We start from the raw sequence: 16,434 nt of genomic DNA on the forward strand, positions 1-16,434 counted from the left end.
CCTCCGCACGGTCCGCCGTCCGGTCCGCCGTCCGGGCCGTTGGCCGGTCGACCGTCCGGCGGCGGTACGGCCGGTCCGCCGTCCACGCCCCCTCCGCCCTCGGGCCCGTCCGGGGCCGCCGGGGCGGGTGGCGCCGGGAGTGCGAGTGGTCCCGGCGGTGCGAGCGGGCCGGGCGGGCCATCCGGACCGGGCGGCGCGAGCGGGCCCGGCGGGCCGTCGTCCGGCGGGCCCGGACGCGGGGCGCGCACGCCGTGGTGGCGCTCCGGGAAGGGGCTGGCGCTGGCGGCGGGCACGGTGGCGGTGGCCGTGGTGGCCACCGTGCTGATCGTCAACAACCAGGGCGGCAACCACCCGGCCGTGCCGACCGCGAACGAGGTCGCCCTGCAGGCCCCGGCCGATCCCGGGCCGGACCCGTTCACCCCGTCGGTGGAGACCCAGGGGGTGGGCGCCCCCGCACCCGGCTCCGCCGTCCCGACCCCCGCTCCGACCCCCGCCCCGACCGTCACCCCGACGGCGCAGCACCCGGGCGGCGCCTCGTCCCGGAGCGGTTCGCCGACCTCGCTCCACAGCGTCGAGGGCAGCTCGGCCGGGCTGTACGCCGGGTCGATGGGCAAGCCGAGCTGCGACACCGAGCGCCTGGTCGGGATGCTCTCAACCGGGGACACCGGGCGCGCCTGGGCCTCCGCCGCCGGCATCGCGCAGGCCGACGTCCCCGGCTACCTGCGCTCGCTGACCTCCGCCTACCTGCGGGTGGACACCCGGGTGACCAACCACACCTACAAGAGCGGCGCGGTGGTCGAGTACCAGTCCGCACTGGAGGCGGGCACCGCCGTCCTGGTCGACGCCCAGGGCGTGCCCCGGGTGCGCTGCTCCTGCGGCAACCCGCTGAAGCCGCCGGCGCTGGTGAGCAACGCGAGGTACACCGGGAAGGCCTGGGCGGGCTTCCAGCCGTCCACGCTGATCATCGTGGTGCCGGCAGCCCGACCGGTGACCGAGATCATCCTGGTGAACGTCGAGACCGGCGGGTGGTTCTCCCGGATGACCGGGCGGGTCGAGGTCGTGGACCGACCGGCCGAACCGCCGAAGGGGCCCCTGGTGCCCGGCATCCCGCCGCCGGGCCCGTGGACGCCGTCCACACCCTCGGCCACCTCCTCGACCTCCCCCGGCACGACGTCCCCCAGCATGACCTCGCCCGGTGCAACGTCGCCTGGTGCAACATCGCCGGGCACGACCCCACCCGGCACGCCATCGCCCGGCACGCCGACGAGTTCGGGTGCCACCCCCTCAGGCTCCACAGGCGCCGGAGTCACCTCCGCGGGCCCGACGACCCCCGGAGCCACGTCCGCGACCAGCTCGGGTCAGCCGCCGGGGACGGCCACGACGACCAGCACCCCGCCCCCGTCCACGGTGACCACCGGCACACCGACTCAGACTCAGACACAGACGCCGGCACCGGTCACCAGGACGCCCTCCCCCGCGACGACGACCACCGCCGTCACGACGGCAACCGGGACCACGGCGACGACCACCACCGCCCAGGCGCCGACCGCGACCTGCGCGAGCACCGCGCCGTCCACCCTGCCGCCCTGCCCGACCGCGAGTGCCGCCACGCCGAGCTGACCCGGCGCACGCCCCACTCCGCCCCGCTGCCATCGACCCTCACCCGGCCGGTGGCAGCGGCGCGCCTCAGGGCACGGACCTCAGGGCAGCAGCACCTTCGCGTCCTCGGGCCCGAGCACCCGGCCGTCCGCCGAGCGCACCTCGACCGGCGCGACGGGCGCACCGGACTCGCGGTCCACCAGACGCGCCCGGGGCTCGCCCTCCTCGAAGAACCACTGGTCGCCCCACTGCCGCAGCGCCGTGATCACCGGGAACAGCGCACGGCCCTTCTCGGTGAGCACGTACTCCTGGTACGGGCTGCCGTCGGCGGCCGGCGCGAGCTCGAACACGCCGTTGGCGACCAGGCCGGCCAGGCGGGAGGACAGGATGTTCTTGGCCAGGCCGAGGTTCTTCTGGAACTGCCCGAAGCGGCGCAGTCCGTCGAAGGCGTCACGGACGATCAGCAGCGTCCAGCCGTCGCCGACGACGTCGAGCGGACGGGCGACCGGGCAGGCCGATTCCTCGTGCGTGGTGCGTTTCGGCACTTCTCCCACCTCTCAGCTCTCACCGGTCGGCGCCCAGCGTACCGATCAGAGCGTGGTTGCTTATTAAAACCAGGGTATGCCATGGTGTCGCGGTAGCACTTTGAAACCACCATGCCCCTTCGAGGGAGTCCCGCCCATGACCTCACCCGCCCGCGCGTCCGCCGAGGACCCGACCGCCGACGACCCGACCGCCGACGCCCTGGCCGAAGCCCCGGCCGCCACCCCCACCGGGGCCCCGCCGCGCGGCCTGTCACCAGCCGTCGCCTGGCTGCTCTCCGTCGCCTGCGGCCTCGCCGTGGCCAACGTCTACTACTCGCAGCCACTGCTCGACCTGATCGCCCGGGACTACGGCATCGCCCCGGCGACCATCGGCCTGGTCGGCACCCTCACCCAGACGGGCTACGCCCTCGGCCTGCTCCTGCTCGTGCCGCTCGGCGACCACGTCAACCGCCGCACCCTGATCACCTCCCAGCTCGGCCTGTCCGTCCTCGCCCTCCTCGCCGTCGCACTCGCCCCCTCCGCTCCGCTGCTGCTCCTCGCGATGGCCGCCGTCGGCGTCCTCGCCGTCGTCGCCCAGGTGGTCGTCGCCTACTCCGCCCAACTCGCCGCCCCGGGCGACCAGGGGCGGGTGGTCGGCACCGTGACCAGCGGCATCGTGGTCGGCATCCTGCTCGCCCGCACCGTCGCCGGGACCATCGGCGACCTGGCCGGCTGGCGCGCCGTCTACGTGGTCTCCGCCGTCGCCACCGCCGCCATGGCCCTCGCCGTCGCGGCCGCCCTCCCGTCCGAGCGGCACCGGGCGGCCGAGCGGATCGGCTACCCGCGGCTGGTCGGCTCGGTGTTCACGCTCTTCGCCCAGGAGCGCGTGCTCCGGGTCCGGGCCGTCCTCGCGCTGCTCGGCTTCACCTCCGTCACCGTGCTGCTCACCCCGATGGTGCTCCCGCTCGCCGCGCCTCCCTTCAACCTCAGCCACACCCAGATCGGACTCTTCGGCCTGGCCGGCGCCGCCGGAGCGCTCGGCGCCGGATACGCCGGCCGCCAGGCCGACCGCGGCCGCGCCGAACGCACCGCCGGCATCGGCCTGCTGGCCATGCTGGTCGGCTGGCTCCCGGCCGCGCTGCTGCCCCACTCGGTCTGGTGGCTGGTGCTCGCCATGGTGGTGATCGACTACGGCCTGCAGTCCGTCCACGTCGCCAATCAGCACCTCCTCTACCAGGTCCGCCCGGAGGCGCAGAGCCGCCTGACCGCCGGCTACATGCTGCTCTACTCCGCCGGGTGCGGCGCGGGCGCGATCCTGTCCACCGTCGTCTACGACCACGGCGGCTGGACGGCCGTCTGCCTGCTCGGCTCCGCCACCAGCCTCACCGCGCTCGGCTACTGGTGGACGGCGGCCCGCCGCTGACGGCCGATCGGCCACCGGCCCCGGCGCCTACGCGCATGTCACCTACGCGTCCGCCACCGGCGCCTCCGCCGACGACGCCGCGGCGAGGACCTCCCGCAGCGTCCGTATGCCCTCGCGCCAGGCCGCCGCCTCCCCCGACTCGTCCCACAGCTCCGCGAGCTCCGACTCCTCCGCGACCACCCGGTCGAGCGCCGCCACCGCGAGCGGGCGCAGCTCGGCGGAGAGCGGCGGGACCGGCTCCTTGGGCCCGTAGGCACTGGTCACCGCCGCCCCGCCCGGGCACTGCGCCGCCACCAGCGCGGCGGAGGCGACCGCCTCCACCGCCTCGTCCGAGTCCAGGAACTCCTCCGCCCGGACTGCGTACAGCAGCGCCGACCGGAGCAGCGCCTCCCGCTCGCCCGGCGCCGCGTCGTCCAGTCCGCCGCAGAAGTCCGCCGCCGAGTCGTTGTCGAAGTGCCCGATGTCCCAGGTGCCCATGCCGATCCCCTCACGCCGTTCGTGTTCGTGTGCGACGGATGCTTGCACACGGCACTGACAATCGGCCGGGCCGACGGATATTCGCTGGTCAGGGCCGACCGCGGTGGGGCAGAGTGCCCCCATGACCACGATTCAGGGGCTGGACCGGGACGGGTACATCGCACGGGAGGGCTCGCTCGACCGCGTGCCGCCGGCGTTCACGCCGGTGGTCGCCGCCGCCCGGGAGCGGATCGCCGCGGCCTTCGCCCCCGACCGGCTGCACAGCGCCTACCTCTACGGCAGCCTCCCGCGCGGCACCGCCACCCCCGGCGTCTCCGACCTCGACCTGCTGCTCGCCCTGCGCCACGAGCCCACCGCCGCGGACCGGGCAGAGGCCGACGCCCTCGAAGCCGCGCTCGACGGGGAGTTCGCGCAGGTGAACGGGGTCGGCGTGGTGCTGGCCGGCACGGACACCCTGCTGAGCGAGCTCGAACGCCACGACCTCGGCTGGTTCGTCGCCTGCCTCTGCACCCCGCTGCTCGGCGAGGACCTCGCCGCCCGGCTCCCCCGCTACCGCCCCACCTCGCTGCTCGCCCGGGAGACCAACGGCGACCTGGCCCTGGTCCTCCCGCTCTGGCACGAGCGCCTGGCCGCCGCCACCACGGAGGCCGAACTGCGCGGCCTCACCCGCGCCGTCTCCCGCCGCCTCGTCCGCACTTGCCTCACCCTGGTCATGCCCCGCTGGGGCGGCTGGACCAGCGACCTCGCCGCCTCCGCCGAGATATTCGCCGGCTACTACCCCGAGCGCGCCGCCCAAGCACGCCTCGCCGCCGCCCTCGCCCGCGGCCGCACCCCCGACCGGGCCGCCCTCACCGTGCTCGTCGACGACCTGGGCCCCTGGCTCGCCGCCGAGTACGCCGCCGTCCACGGCGTGAAGGCACCGCGCCCGTGACGGCGCCGCGCCCGTGACGGAACCGCACCCGGACGGCCGGCCCTACGGCCCGGACCACCGGTGCGTCCCGCTCCCGCCGGCCCACGGCACGCTCGTCCCGGACGTCGTCGGCGGGCGGATCGGGTACGTCGAGGCCCTCGACCCGGCGGCCGCTCCGGGACACCAGCCCCGGCCGGGGCTGGACTCCCCACCGCCGCAGGGGCTTCAGTCCACGCACGGGATCCCGCCCGCCTTCACCGCCGGCCCCTGCATCGGCAGCCCCGCCGCCGAGTCGGCGGAGGTCTCACCCGGCGCGGCCGACGGCACGGCCGTCGGGCTCGGGGTGCGGGAGACGGCGAGGGTGAGCAGGACGCGTCCCGCGGGGATCCCCGACGAGAAGACCGCGTTCACCCCGTAGCGGGCGGCGAGGCGCTGCGCCTCGGCCTTGGCCCCGGCTCCGTACCCGACCGCGGTGGCCCGGGTCCTGGCCGGGGCGTCGCCGATCCGGCCCGTCTGGTAGCCGAGTTCGGCCAGCGCCCGGGACTCGTTGGCCGCCGCCCCCGCCCCCGCGACCGCGTTGATGTCGACCACCGTCTTGGGCGTCGCGCTCGGCGTCGGGGTCACGGAGGGCGACGGGGCCGGATCGCCCGGCGCGTCCCCGGACGGCGCGACGGGCACGACGGCGGGGACGGCCGGCGCCGGCTCGTGCTTGAAGAGCTGCCGGACGATCTTCCTGATCAGGTCCGGGTTGACGGTGTTGACCTCCTGCCCGCCGACCGTCTTGAAGCCGCTGATCGGCAGGGTGTTGAACTCCACGTTGCCGCCGGTCAGGTTGGGCGCCTGCTGGGCGAAGTCGAGGATGTTCCACTCGTTGTCGATGACCACGTCCTTCTTCACCACCGCGAACAGCTTCTGCATCTGCCCGAGGTCGTTCAGGATGCCCTGCTGCTTGAGCCGGTACTCGACGGAGGAGAGGAACGCCTGCTGCCGGTGGGTGCGGTCGAGGTCGCCGTTGGTGAGGTGGTGGCGCTGGCGGACGAAGGAGAGCGCCTGCGCGGCGTCGAGGGAGCTGATCCCGGCCGGGAGCTTGAGGCCGGTGCCGCCGCCCTCGTGGGTGGCGGTCCGGGCGATGATCGGGTCGTCCACGGGGTGGTTGAGGCAGACCTGGACCGGCTCGACCGCCTTGGCGATGTCGTAGAAGCCGATCAGGTTCACCTCCGCGAAGTGGTCGATCGGGACGTCCAGGAAGCTCTGCACGGTCCGGATGGTCGCCGAGCGGCCGGCCTCGCGGCTCTGCCGTTCCAGCGCCGCCTTGGAGAGCCCCTTGCCCGCCAGCTTCTGCTCGGCGGCCTCCTTGGCGATGCCGTACGCCTCCTTGATCTTGTGCATCTTCCCGTCCGCGCCGACGGTCTGCACGTAGTCGTCGCGCGGGACGGAGAGCGCGGTGACCTTGCCGCCGTTGGCCGGGATGTGCAGCACGATCAGGGCGTTGGTGTTGTACCCGCCGATCTCGCTGGAGCCGGCGTGCAGTTCGTCCTCCACGAACTGCCGGGGCAGGTCGTTGCCGTCCATGTCCTTGCGGCTGTCCAGGCCGATCAGCAGCAGGTTGACGGACTTGTCGAGGTGCGGCGGGGCGTTCTTCCTGGCCTCGCTCAGCGCGGTGGACTTGATCATGCCGTCGTCCAGGCTGCGGTACTCGTACCAGGTGAAGCCGCTGGCGCCGAGCACCGCGACCGAGACGGTGCAGGCCAGGGTGCGCCCGGCGACGGTCAGCGGGGCGGCGGCGCGGCGCGGGTCGTAGCCGCGCCGGCCGCGCAGACCGCGCTGCCCGCGTTGGCCGCGGCCGCCGGTACGGCTGTTGCCGCGCTCAGCCACGGCGGCCCCTTCCGGCCGGGACAGCCGTCCTGCCGGTCCGCCGGCGCTCCGGCACCGCCCGGCGGCGGGCCGCCGTGACACGGACCGCGACCACGACGAGCGCCACCGCCACGGCCGCGGCCATCACCGGGAACGCCCCGACCACCCAGCGCAGCGCGCCGGTGCCGAGGTTCCTCCCCTGGTACTTCCCGGGGTGCGCCAGGTACTCGACGCCCGAGGCGGTGAGCAGCACCACGACCGGAGCGGCCGTCACCACCCACCACCGGCCGGTGCGGCTGCAGAGCAGCGCCGCGGCCGCCGTCCCGAGCACCGAGCCCACCGCGAACAGGAGGCCGACGCCCGGCCCGTCGAGTTCGTCCGCGACCGCTCCGAGCAGCGGCAGCCCGACCGCCGAGAACGCGGCCGCCGTCCCGCCGCGCCGGCGCGCCTGCTGCCTGCGGCGGGCCGCCCCGGGGCGCGGCGACCGGACCTGCCGGGGCGCCGCGGTGTCCGCGCGCCTCCCGGGGGCGCCTGCGGCTCCCGCACCGGCCGGCCAGGAGCGCTGGGCGGGCAGGGCGCGGTCCTCGGTGCGGGGTCCCGCGTCCTGGTACGGCGTTCTCGCCCGCTGACCGGCCATGCGCACTTCCCTCGATCGTTGCGGCTGCGGCGGCGCGATCGCACCACCGCGCGTGCCGGGACGCCGTCGGTCCTGCCGGGGCCCTGGCGGCGCCCTGGTGACGTCCTGGTGGGGACCAAGCCTCTACATTGCTGTAGAGGTTGGGCTGGAGCATACAAAACCCATTTCAGCAAAGTCATCCGCTGCCACCCGGCAGCGACCGACCGCCTGGTGGACCGTCGTTAGGATGGTCATGATCCCCGCCACGTCGGCACACCATCAGGAACGCATCAGAGGAGCAGAGCGTCACCATGTTTGAGAGTCTGAAGAACCTCGCGGGCAAGGCCACCGACCTCGCCCGTGACCACGGCGACGTGATCGGGCAGGGCCTGGACAAGGTCGGCGACGCGATCGACGACCGCACGGACGGCAAGTACAGCGGGCAGATCGACACCGGCGTCGAGAAGGCGAAGGACTTCCTGCGCAACCTCGACGGCGACCAGAAGCCCGCCGAGTAACCTGCCGCAGGACACGATCGGCCGCACGACGGTCGAACGACCGCACGGGCGAACGGGGAGGGGCGGCAGCGGTGAGCGAGGAGAAGAAGGGGCCGGGCTGGGGGCAGTGGCTGGTGCTCACCGTCGCGGTCGTGGTCGGGCTGGGCCTCCTGCGCGGCAACGACCACGACGGCGCGGCCTCCGCCGACCCCTCCCCGACCGCCGCCGCCCCGTCCGTCCCCGGGTCCGGCTCCGCGCCGTCGGCCGGCGGCTCCGCGAAGCCGTCGAAGCCCTCGGGCCGCTACGACCCGGCCGACTACGCGGAGCCGGTCCGCCGGTACGCCACCGAGGCCGGGGTCAACCCGCAGCTGCTGATGGCGATCCTCTACAACGAGTCGTACAAGCCGCACGACCCCGAACTCGAACGGGCCTGGCAGCGCGGCAAACCGGACGCCTCCTTCGGCATCGCCAACATGCACCGGGCCGCCTTCGACGACACCAAGCCCGGCCGCCCCTTCGCCTCCCGGCAGTGGGAGGAGCTCCCGGACGACCGGGACCTGGCCGTCCAGGCGGCCGCCTGGCACCTGCACGACCTCGCCGCCCAACTTCCCGCGCGCCCGGGCGTGTCGCTCAGCCGGGACGAACTGGTCGCCCTCGGCTACAACGCGGGCGCGGGCAACATGCTGGCCTTCGCCCGGGGCGTCAAGATCGGCTCCCAGGCGCAGTCCTACCTCGACCGCCTGCGGGACAACTGGTCGAAGTCGGGCGAGGCCGTGAAGTAGCGCCTCCGGGCGGTCAGCTGACGGCGATCCGGGCGGACCAGACCCTCCGCCAGGCCAGCGCGTCGGCGACCCCCTCGGCGATGCCGCGCCGCGGCTGCCAGCCGAGCAGGTCCCGCGCGGTGTCCACGACGGCGTAGCAGCCGATCACGTCCCCGGGCCGCGGCCCGGCCTCCCGCACCTCGAGACTGGCGCCGACGGCCTGTTCGAAGGCGGCGATCAGCTCCCGCACGGTGGTCCCGTCGCCGGTGCCGACGTTGATCACCCGGTAGCGGTCCGCCACGCCCGGCGCGATCACCTCGTCGAACCGGAGCAGCGCCGCGACGTGCGCCTCGGCGAGGTCCTGGACGTGGACGTAGTCGCGGATGCCGGAGCCGTCGCGGGTCGCCCAGTCGGTGCCGGTCACGGTGAACGGGGTGCCGGTGGTGTGCGCCTCGATCAGCTTGCCGAGGGCGTGGGTGGGCCGGAGGTCCTGGAGGCCGGTGCGCAGCTGCGGGTCGGCGCCGATCGGGTTGAAGTAGCGCAGGGCGATGACGCGTTGGCGCTCGGCGCCCTCGCCCCTGGTCCAGTCCTGGAGGACCTGCTCCATCATCTGCTTGGTGCGCGCGTACGGGCTGCCGGCGTCGACCGGGCTGCTCTCGTCGACCCGGGCGTCGGGGGTGGGGGCGTAGATCGAGGCGGAGCTGCTGAAGACGACCCGGGTGCAGCCGTGGCGCTGGAGGGCGTCCAGGAGTTCGACCGTCTTGGCGACGTTCTCCCGGTAGTAGTACAGCGGCTTGGCCACGGACTCCGGTACGACGATCTTCGCGGCGCAGTGCACGGTGGCGTCGATGTCGGGGTGCTCGGCGAAGATCCGGTCGAGCAGGGCCGCGTCGGCGATGTCGCCCCGGTAGAAGAGCCGGTCCGCGACGAACTCGGTCCGCCCCCGGGAGAGGTCGTCCAGCACGACCGGGGTGATCCCCCGGTCGAGCAGGGCGGAGGCGACGGTGCTGCCGATGAATCCCGCGCCGCCGGTGATCAGGACCTTCTTCATGCGCGAGCGCTCCCTTGCGGTCGTCCGGGCGCCAGGTGGCGCCCGGTGACCGGAAGGGACGTCGGTTCGCACCCGGCCGGTTCCACGGCGGGGCCGCTCCCCCGGAGACGGCCGGCCCGCGCCGGGCGGCTCAGCCGCGGTGGCGGCGTAGCCAGAGGCCGGTGGCGACCAGGACGACGGCCGCGCAGGCGGTGCCGATGGCCGCCCAGGCGGTGGCGTCGGAGGTGGTCGCGTGGACGCGGCCGGGCGCGGCCTCCCGGGCGGAGACGGGGGCCGCGGTGGTCCCCGTCCCGGCGGTGGTCTCCCGGAGCGGGGCGGGGGTCACCTCGGCGGAGCGTGGCGAGCCGTCCCCCGGCTGGGCCTCGGCGAGCGGCGGGCCCCCCGTCCCCGCGGGCGCCGGGTCGGTGACCACCGCGGTGTCGATGTCGAGCTCGCCCTCGCCGTGCCCTGGGGCGGGGGAAGAGCAGTCCACCGTCACCCGCCAGTGCCCGACGGGCAGGATCTCCCGGGTGGTGTACGTCCCGGGACGGCCGGGGGCGGTGACCAGGCGCCAGGGGCCGACGGCGCGCCCGTCGGTGGCCGTCGCGGAGAGCGTGCCGGCGAACTCCCCGGTCACCGGGTCGTGGTCGTTCTCCCAGGTCGCGACGGTGCTGACGCGACCGTTCTGCTGGCCGGTGACGTCCAGGTGGACGCTCTCGCCGTGGGCGGCGGCGGGTGCGGCGGCGGCGAGCAGGGCCGCCGCGGCGAGGGCGAGGGCGCTGAGGTGGGGGCGGGTTCGCATACGGGAGGGTCCTCGGGGCGGTGTGGGGGCAGGGACGCTGGGAACGGCCGGCGCCGGGAACGGCCCGCCACTGGGTGGGCGGCGGCCGGTCCCGGCGCGACGGACCTTCGGGCCTGCGGGTCTTGGGGCCCGCGGGCGTCGGCGGCTCGGGTCGGAGGGTTCGGCCGGCGTACGGGCCGACCGGTTTTACGGGCTCACAGGAACAGCCTTACCCCGTTCGGCACACGAGGACTTCAGCAACGAACAGTTCTGGTAAGAGAGGCCGCCGTTCGACTGCGGAGACTCCGGCCGCCGCCCGCGTCGAGGGTGAACCCGCCTCCGTCAGCGGCGAGTTGACACGTCCGCGCGACCGCTTCGGGGTGCGGCAGCCGGGCGGTGCGCCGGACCGGGGCCGCCGTGCCGCCAAGCACCACGCGGCGGCCCGGGTCGGCGGAATTCGGCGTGATCTGACTGATGGCCACCTCGGGAGCCGGTCCTCCCCGCGGTCGGGGGCGGGGTCGGGGGCGGGGCCGCGGCGGCCAGGGCGCCCTGCGGGTGGGCCGGCGGCGTCGGCGCGGCCCGCTGCTCCGGTGTCCCATCGCGTTCCTCTCCTCGCGCGACGGCCCGTGCCCCTGCGACGGAGGGGCTCGGGCCTTCCGACACTCCGGAGAGCGGGAGGGGCGAGCGGGAATAACAGAAACCTCTTGCGAAAATCCCCGGGCCGTTCGATCGAGTGGCGGCCGGGGACGCCGAACCGGCCCTGGGCGCAAGGCGCAACCGCGCAGGACGGAGCCGGGGAGCGAGCACAGGGCGGAGCCGGGGAGCGCGAGCAGGGGGGCGGGCGCTCCCCGGCAGGAGGTGGTGGCGGCCACCCGGCCGGAGTCCCGGGGCGTGCGACTCCGTCGGCCGTGACGGAATGCTAGACCCGTCGGCAGGTGCTGACCAGTGCTCTGACCAGCGGATTTTCCGCCCCGGACATGCCATTGCCAGCCAGACTGCGACGCACCGTCAGATCCGACGTACCGTCACATCGCCGGACGGTCAGGCCGCGGCCTTCACCGGCTCCGCGCCGAAGGCCGCCGCACCCGCCCAGGGCCGTACCGCCGCCGTCGCGCCGGCGCCGCAGCCCCCGTGCAGCCGGGCCAGCCCGGCCGCCAGGACGACCCGGTCCCCGCCGAGCCAGAGCCGCAGGGCCGCCGAGAGCGCGGCGCTGGCCGGCCCGGCCGCGGGGCCGCCGGTCCGCACCAGCCGCTCGCCGAGCAGCGGCAGCAGGTCCGCGACCGCCGCGGGCAGCCAGAGCGTGAGCGCGAACGGCGCCGGTCTGGCCAGAACGCGTAGCAGCGGCAGGACGCAGGCGTCGTCGTGCAGCGCGGGGATGACCTCCAGCAACCCGTCCACCGCCACGTCGGAGACGTCGCCGCCGTGCCCGCGCGCGAGGTCGCGCAGCAGCGCGCGCTCGGCGGCGGTGATCCGGACGGTCAGCATGACCTCGTCGCAGTCCATGGTCCCGGCCCCTGTCGTGGAGAGTTGGTGGTGTGGTCGTCGGGTCGTGGTGTCAGTCCTGTGCCGACAGGGTTCCTGCCCCGATCCGGCCCTCCGATACCGGCGCTATCAGGCCGTAGTGGCCGTCGAAGCGGCGGTAGAGCACCCGGGCCCGGTGGTCGCCCGGGTCGGTCCAGCCGACGAACGGGCGGCCGGTGAGCCAGAGCCGGCGGGCCGCCTCGGCGAGGTCGAGCGGGGGCATCGCGCTGGTGCCCGCGGCGCACAGTTCCACCGTGCCGCCCGGCGTGCAGCGGTGCACCAGGCCGTCCCGTCCGGTCGCGGCGTCCGCGAAGAGGTGGAACCGCCGGTCGAGGGCGAGCAGTTCGAGCACGGCCTGTTCGGGGCCGCGGCGGGCGAGCACGACCGCCTTGTGCCGGGCGATCCGCCGCTGGGCGAGCGGACGGTCGGCGAACTGCGGGCGGTAGGCGCTCTCGTACGCGACGGCGAAGCCGATGTCGCCCTGCTCGCGCAGCCGGACGGCCCGGCCGGCCAGTGTGCCGAGCACCAGGTCGACGGACTCCCGCGCGGTGCCGGTGGCCAGCTGCACCCGGACCGGGCCGACGCCCGCCAGCTCGACGTCCGCCTGGGCCAGCGCGGGCCGGGTCACCGAGCGGTTTCGCGAGCGGGTCAGCCGCAGTCGCAGCGCGTGGGTGTCGGGGCCGAGCGCCGCGGCGGTGGCCAGTGCCCGGGCCCGGGCGTACTCGGCCTCCTCGCGGGGCAGCTCACCGCGGATCTCCACCCGGACGTCGAGGGCCGGCCGGTGGCGCAGACGGGTCATCAGGTTCCTCCTTCTTCGCATCCATGCTGTCCCTCGTACGCCCGTGCGGCGAGGGTCCAAAGACCCTGCCCCGCGGGCGAGCCGCCGACCGCCCGGAGGGTCGCATCGGCGCAGGTCAACACCGGATTTCGAGCACGCACGAAAGGGTCGATCCACTCGGCCGTTGGAGTGATCCCCGCACATTCGGCGCAACGCTCGGGAAACCGGCGCGTTTGTTCAACGTGCGCCCTCCCGCCGGGGGCGCGCGCGGGGCCCGCGCTGGGCGGACCCCCGGCTCCCGGCCGGCCCGCCGCTGCCACCCGGCATCGCCCGCACCGGCCCCTCTGGTGAGAGGTAGTGTCATGTCCCTGCTGACCGAGACGCGGAAGCTGATCGTCCCCCCGAGAACCGCACCCGGCCCGTCCCCGCTGGCCCGCGCCGCCGTCCCGCCGCTGGCCCCCGGCGCCCTGCCCGGCCTGGGGCACGCCGGTGCCCTGCTCCGCGACCCGCTCCGTTTCCTCGGTTCGCTCTCCCGCCACGGCGGGGTGGTCCGCATCCGCCTCGGCCCGCGCACCGTCTGCGTGGTCACCGACGCCCGGCTGGTCCACACCCTGCTCGTCGCGCTGGCCCACGACTGCCCGCGCGGCGCCGTCCAGGACACCCTCAAGACGGCCTTCGGCGACGGCCTGCTGATGTCCGAGGGCCAGGCCCACCGGGACCGCCGCCGGATCATCCAGCCGGCCTTCGGCCCGGACCGGATGGGCGAGTACCTGGCCGTGATGCAGCAGGTCACCGAGGAGCGGGCCGGACGCTGGCGCCCCGGGCAGGTCCTCGACGTGGCCAAGGAGATGAACCACCTGGCGCTGGAGATCGTCACCCGCACGCTGTTCGACGCCCGGCTCAGCGAGGACGCCACCGTCGCCTTCCACCGGGCGCTGCCGGACCTGGTGAAGGGCCAGATCGTCCAGTCCCTCTACCCGAACCCGGCGCTCGCCCGGCTGCCGCTGCCCGTCAACCGGCGCTTCGACGACGCCGTCCGGGTGCTCAACCGGGTGGTCGACCAGGCCGTCAACGGCCGCGCCGCGGGCGCCGAGGAGGGCCGCCGCACCCTGCCCGCCCTGCTGCGCGCCGCGACCGACCCGGCCAGCGGGTGCCCGCTCACCGAGGCCGACGTGCGGTCCGAGGCGATCGCCATGTTCGGCGCGGGCACCGAGACCGTCTCCACCACGCTCACCTGGCTGCTGGACGAGCTGCTGCGCCACCCCGAGGTGGAGGCCCGGATCCTCGCCGAGCTGGACGAGCACCTGCCCGCGGGCACCGTCCCCACCCTCGAGGCGCTGGCCCGGCTCACGTACACCCGCAGCGTCACCCAGGAGGTGGTGCGGCTGCACGCGCCGAACGCCTTCCTGATGCGCACCGCCCGGGTTCCGGTCGATCTGGGCCCGTACCGCGTCCCGGCCGGCACCGAACTGCTGTACAGCCTCACCGCGCTGCACCGCGACCCGCTGCGCTACCCCGAGCCCATGAGCTTCCGGCCCGAGCGCTGGCAGGACGCCGGCGGCACCGGACGGCCGTCCTTCCTGCCGTTCGGTGCGGGCAAGCACAAGTGCATCGGCGAGGCCTTCGCCTGGGCGGAGCTGACCGTCGCGGCCGCGGCGATCCTGCGGCGCTGGCGGCCGGTGGCGGTGCCGGGTGCCCGGGCCCGCGAGGTGGTGTGGACGACGGTCCAGGCGCACGGCCTGCGGGTGCGGCTCGCGCCGCGCGGCGCGCGCTCCCCACGCAGGAGCTCCACCGCGGCCTCCCGCGAGGGTGATACCGGCTCCTCACCGGGGGACACAGTGCCCTCCTCCCCCGGTGAGCCGCCGTCGGGCCGGTGCCCGTTCACCGGCGCCACCCGTGCGACCGCCCCCGCCGACCCGGCCGCCCCGGCGGACCTCCGGTCGCGTGCCGACCTGCTCCTCTCCGCCGACCGGCACGCCGACTGGGCGGTCCGCCGCGGCCTGCTCACCCCGGCGGAGCTGCCCCGCTACCGGGGGTACGCGCTGCACGAGCTGATCGGCTACGCCTATCCCCGCGCCCGGGGCACCGAACTCGACCTCCTGGTGGACATGCTGGGCTGGTTCACCATCCTGGACGACCGGTTCGACGGCCCGCCCGGCCGCCACCCCGTCCAGGCCCGCGCCGTGGTCGACCCGCTGATCGCGGTCCTCGACGGCGCCCGCGGCGGGAGCCCTTCCGAAAGTCGACTACTGCTCTCCTGGAGGGAGTTGTGGGAGCGCCAGACCGCCTCGATGTCCCCCGAGTGGCGCGCCCGGGCGGCCCGGGAATGGCGGGCCTGCCTGGCCACCTTCCCCGCCGAGGCCGACCACCGCGCCAACGGCACCGTGCCCGCCCTCGGCCTCGACCTGACGGACACCATGTGGCTGCGCCGGCACGGCAGTTGCCTCTACCCGTTCATGAACATAATGGAACGGGTCCACGGCACCGACGCCCCGGCCGCGCTGCACGCGGAACCCGCGCTGCACCAGCTGCGCGCCAACACCGCCGACGCCGCCACGCTGATCAACGACCTCTACTCGCTGAAGCGCGAGGAGCGGCAGGGCGGGACGGCGTTCAACACCGTGCTCACCCTCGAGCGGGCCCACGGCTGCACCCGCGACCGGGCGGTCCACGCGGTGCGCACCCGGGTGGCGCAGCTTCAGCAGGAGAGCGAGGAGCTGCGCCGCGACCTGCTGCGCCGCCACCCGGCCGGGCGCTGGTACCTGGACGGCACCCGGGAGCTGGTCGCCGGCGTGCAGGCCTGGACCAGCACCAGCCACCGCTACCGCGTGCGGGACCGGGAGGCGCGCCCGTGAGCGGCCCGGTCCGGGAGCGCTACTTCCGGCCGCCGAGCGCGAACAGCAGCAGCACGAAACCGGCGAACAGGTGGGTGGCGAAGATGTAGATGCCCGCGCGGATCAGCATCGCCTTGCGGCGCCGCTTCTCCTCGCTCGTACCGTCCCCGCCCGTACCGCTCCCGCTGGTACTGCCCTCGCTCACGCTGTCGTCGCTCGTGCTGGCGCTCATGGTGGTGCTTCTCCTCGGATCGGGCGGACGGGCCGGGCGCGGCTCAGCGGGGCCGACCGCCGGGGGCGCGCAGCTCGGTGAGCAGCGCGCCCTGGTCGGTGATCAGCTCGGTCAGGATCCGGCGGGCCGCGCGCAGCAGTTCGGCGACGTCCGGGGTGCTGAGCGCGTACACCACGGTGTTGCCCTCACGGGTCGCCGTGACCAGCTGGGTGCGGCGCAGCACCGCGAGCTGCTGGGAGAGGTTGGACGGCTCGACCTCGATCTCCGCCAGCAGCTCGCGCACCGGCCGGGGGCCGTCCTGGAGCAGTTCCAGGACCCGGATCCGTACGGGGTGGCCGAGGGTGCGGAAGAACTCCGCCTTGGCCTGGTACAGCGGCACCGGCATCGTCCGCGCTCTCCCTCGGGTCCGGCTGGATGGTCGTCCGGCCGGGCGGGGATCTCCGCCGCGGCCGGTAGGCATCATCGCGACAGATGAAGATTTCTTCAAGTCGTCACCGCGCGTCGCCGGGGTGCGCCGGAATCCGGAAGGCCCCGACCGGGCGCTCCGCCGGGCGGTCGCGATCGGGTCGGGGCATGCGAAAGCCGAGCCCGGGACGC

General features: G+C 75.1%; 16 protein-coding genes. 6 read left to right on the forward strand and 10 right to left on the reverse strand.

Translation table 11 applies throughout. The features are described 5' to 3' along the window. Positions 1–306 precede the first annotated feature (306 nt). Positions 307–1,620, forward strand: a complete 1,314-nt coding sequence (locus tag ACFY4B_RS13455; RefSeq protein WP_387967856.1) for a DUF6777 domain-containing protein — start codon at positions 307–309, stop codon at positions 1,618–1,620. Positions 1,621–1,700: 80 nt separating this feature from the next. On the opposite strand, the gene ACFY4B_RS13460 is transcribed toward ACFY4B_RS13455, so the two are convergent. Then, entirely contained in the window at positions 1,701–2,144 is a 444-nt protein-coding gene (locus ACFY4B_RS13460; protein ID WP_049658043.1) for a helix-turn-helix domain-containing protein, read from the reverse strand. A 136-nt stretch (positions 2,145–2,280) separates the two neighbouring features. Between ACFY4B_RS13460 and ACFY4B_RS13465 the strand changes: the two genes are divergently transcribed. Next, positions 2,281–3,546 carry an MFS transporter gene (locus ACFY4B_RS13465; protein WP_387967859.1) on the forward strand — a complete coding sequence of 422 codons (1,266 nt, stop codon included), beginning with the start codon at positions 2,281–2,283 and terminating at the stop codon, positions 3,544–3,546. A gap of 42 nt (positions 3,547–3,588) precedes the next feature. Here the strand turns inward: ACFY4B_RS13465 and ACFY4B_RS13470 are convergent, their stop codons facing one another. Continuing rightward, positions 3,589–4,023: a DUF4259 domain-containing protein gene (locus tag ACFY4B_RS13470; RefSeq protein WP_049658045.1), complete on the reverse strand. Its 435-nt coding sequence runs from the start codon at positions 4,021–4,023 to the stop codon at positions 3,589–3,591. A 121-nt stretch (positions 4,024–4,144) separates the two neighbouring features. Between ACFY4B_RS13470 and ACFY4B_RS13475 the strand changes: the two genes are divergently transcribed. Further along, the gene (locus tag ACFY4B_RS13475; protein ID WP_380737263.1) at positions 4,145–4,954 is read left to right on the forward strand and encodes a nucleotidyltransferase domain-containing protein; all 810 of its coding nucleotides are present in this window, start codon (positions 4,145–4,147) and stop codon (positions 4,952–4,954) included. A 204-nt stretch (positions 4,955–5,158) separates the two neighbouring features. Here the strand turns inward: ACFY4B_RS13475 and ACFY4B_RS13480 are convergent, their stop codons facing one another. Then, positions 5,159–6,808, reverse strand: coding sequence for an LCP family protein (locus ACFY4B_RS13480; RefSeq protein WP_387967862.1), 1,650 nt, complete (start codon positions 6,806–6,808; stop codon positions 5,159–5,161). Beyond that, complete coding sequence (locus tag ACFY4B_RS13485; RefSeq protein ID WP_074004891.1) at positions 6,801–7,424, reverse strand: DUF6542 domain-containing protein; 624 nt, start codon at positions 7,422–7,424, stop codon at positions 6,801–6,803. The genes ACFY4B_RS13480 and ACFY4B_RS13485 overlap by 8 nt, the downstream gene beginning before the upstream one ends. Before the next feature lie 290 nt (positions 7,425–7,714). On the opposite strand from ACFY4B_RS13485, the gene ACFY4B_RS13490 reads away from it, so the two are divergent. Both ACFY4B_RS13490 and ACFY4B_RS13495 read left to right on the forward strand, forming a co-directional pair. Further along, positions 7,715–7,921, forward strand: a complete 207-nt coding sequence (locus ACFY4B_RS13490) for an antitoxin (protein ID WP_049660325.1) — start codon at positions 7,715–7,717, stop codon at positions 7,919–7,921. Positions 7,922–7,992: 71 nt separating this feature from the next. Further along, positions 7,993–8,682, forward strand: a complete 690-nt coding sequence (locus ACFY4B_RS13495) for a transglycosylase SLT domain-containing protein (protein ID WP_049660326.1) — start codon at positions 7,993–7,995, stop codon at positions 8,680–8,682. Between the two features lie 13 nt (positions 8,683–8,695). Here the strand turns inward: ACFY4B_RS13495 and galE are convergent, their stop codons facing one another. The 4 genes from galE to ACFY4B_RS13515 all read right to left on the reverse strand — a co-directional run bounded on the left by galE (position 8,696) and on the right by ACFY4B_RS13515 (position 12,792). Then, positions 8,696–9,712: a UDP-glucose 4-epimerase GalE gene (gene galE, locus ACFY4B_RS13500; protein WP_049660328.1), complete on the reverse strand. Its 1,017-nt coding sequence runs from the start codon at positions 9,710–9,712 to the stop codon at positions 8,696–8,698. 130 nt (positions 9,713–9,842) lie between these two features. Beyond that, positions 9,843–10,493, reverse strand: a complete 651-nt coding sequence (locus ACFY4B_RS13505) for a hypothetical protein (RefSeq protein ID WP_380737271.1) — start codon at positions 10,491–10,493, stop codon at positions 9,843–9,845. A gap of 1,020 nt (positions 10,494–11,513) precedes the next feature. Beyond that, positions 11,514–11,975, reverse strand: a complete 462-nt coding sequence (locus tag ACFY4B_RS13510; protein WP_387967866.1) for a hypothetical protein — start codon at positions 11,973–11,975, stop codon at positions 11,514–11,516. A 52-nt stretch (positions 11,976–12,027) separates the two neighbouring features. Continuing rightward, positions 12,028–12,792: a sigma 54 modulation/S30EA ribosomal C-terminal domain-containing protein gene (locus ACFY4B_RS13515; RefSeq protein WP_181970906.1), complete on the reverse strand. Its 765-nt coding sequence runs from the start codon at positions 12,790–12,792 to the stop codon at positions 12,028–12,030. Positions 12,793–13,133: 341 nt separating this feature from the next. On the opposite strand from ACFY4B_RS13515, the gene ACFY4B_RS13520 reads away from it, so the two are divergent. After that, positions 13,134–15,626, forward strand: a complete 2,493-nt coding sequence (locus ACFY4B_RS13520; protein WP_387967868.1) for a cytochrome P450 — start codon at positions 13,134–13,136, stop codon at positions 15,624–15,626. 19 nt (positions 15,627–15,645) lie between these two features. Here the strand turns inward: ACFY4B_RS13520 and ACFY4B_RS13525 are convergent, their stop codons facing one another. After that, entirely contained in the window at positions 15,646–15,837 is a 192-nt protein-coding gene (locus tag ACFY4B_RS13525; protein ID WP_049656767.1) for a DUF6126 family protein, read from the reverse strand. Between the two features lie 43 nt (positions 15,838–15,880). Next, positions 15,881–16,222, reverse strand: coding sequence for a helix-turn-helix transcriptional regulator (locus tag ACFY4B_RS13530; protein WP_049656769.1), 342 nt, complete (start codon positions 16,220–16,222; stop codon positions 15,881–15,883). Positions 16,223–16,434: the final 212 nt, after the last annotated feature.

This window comes from Kitasatospora sp. NPDC001261 (assembly GCF_042896795.1).
GTDB lineage: Bacteria > Actinomycetota > Actinomycetes > Streptomycetales > Streptomycetaceae > Kitasatospora.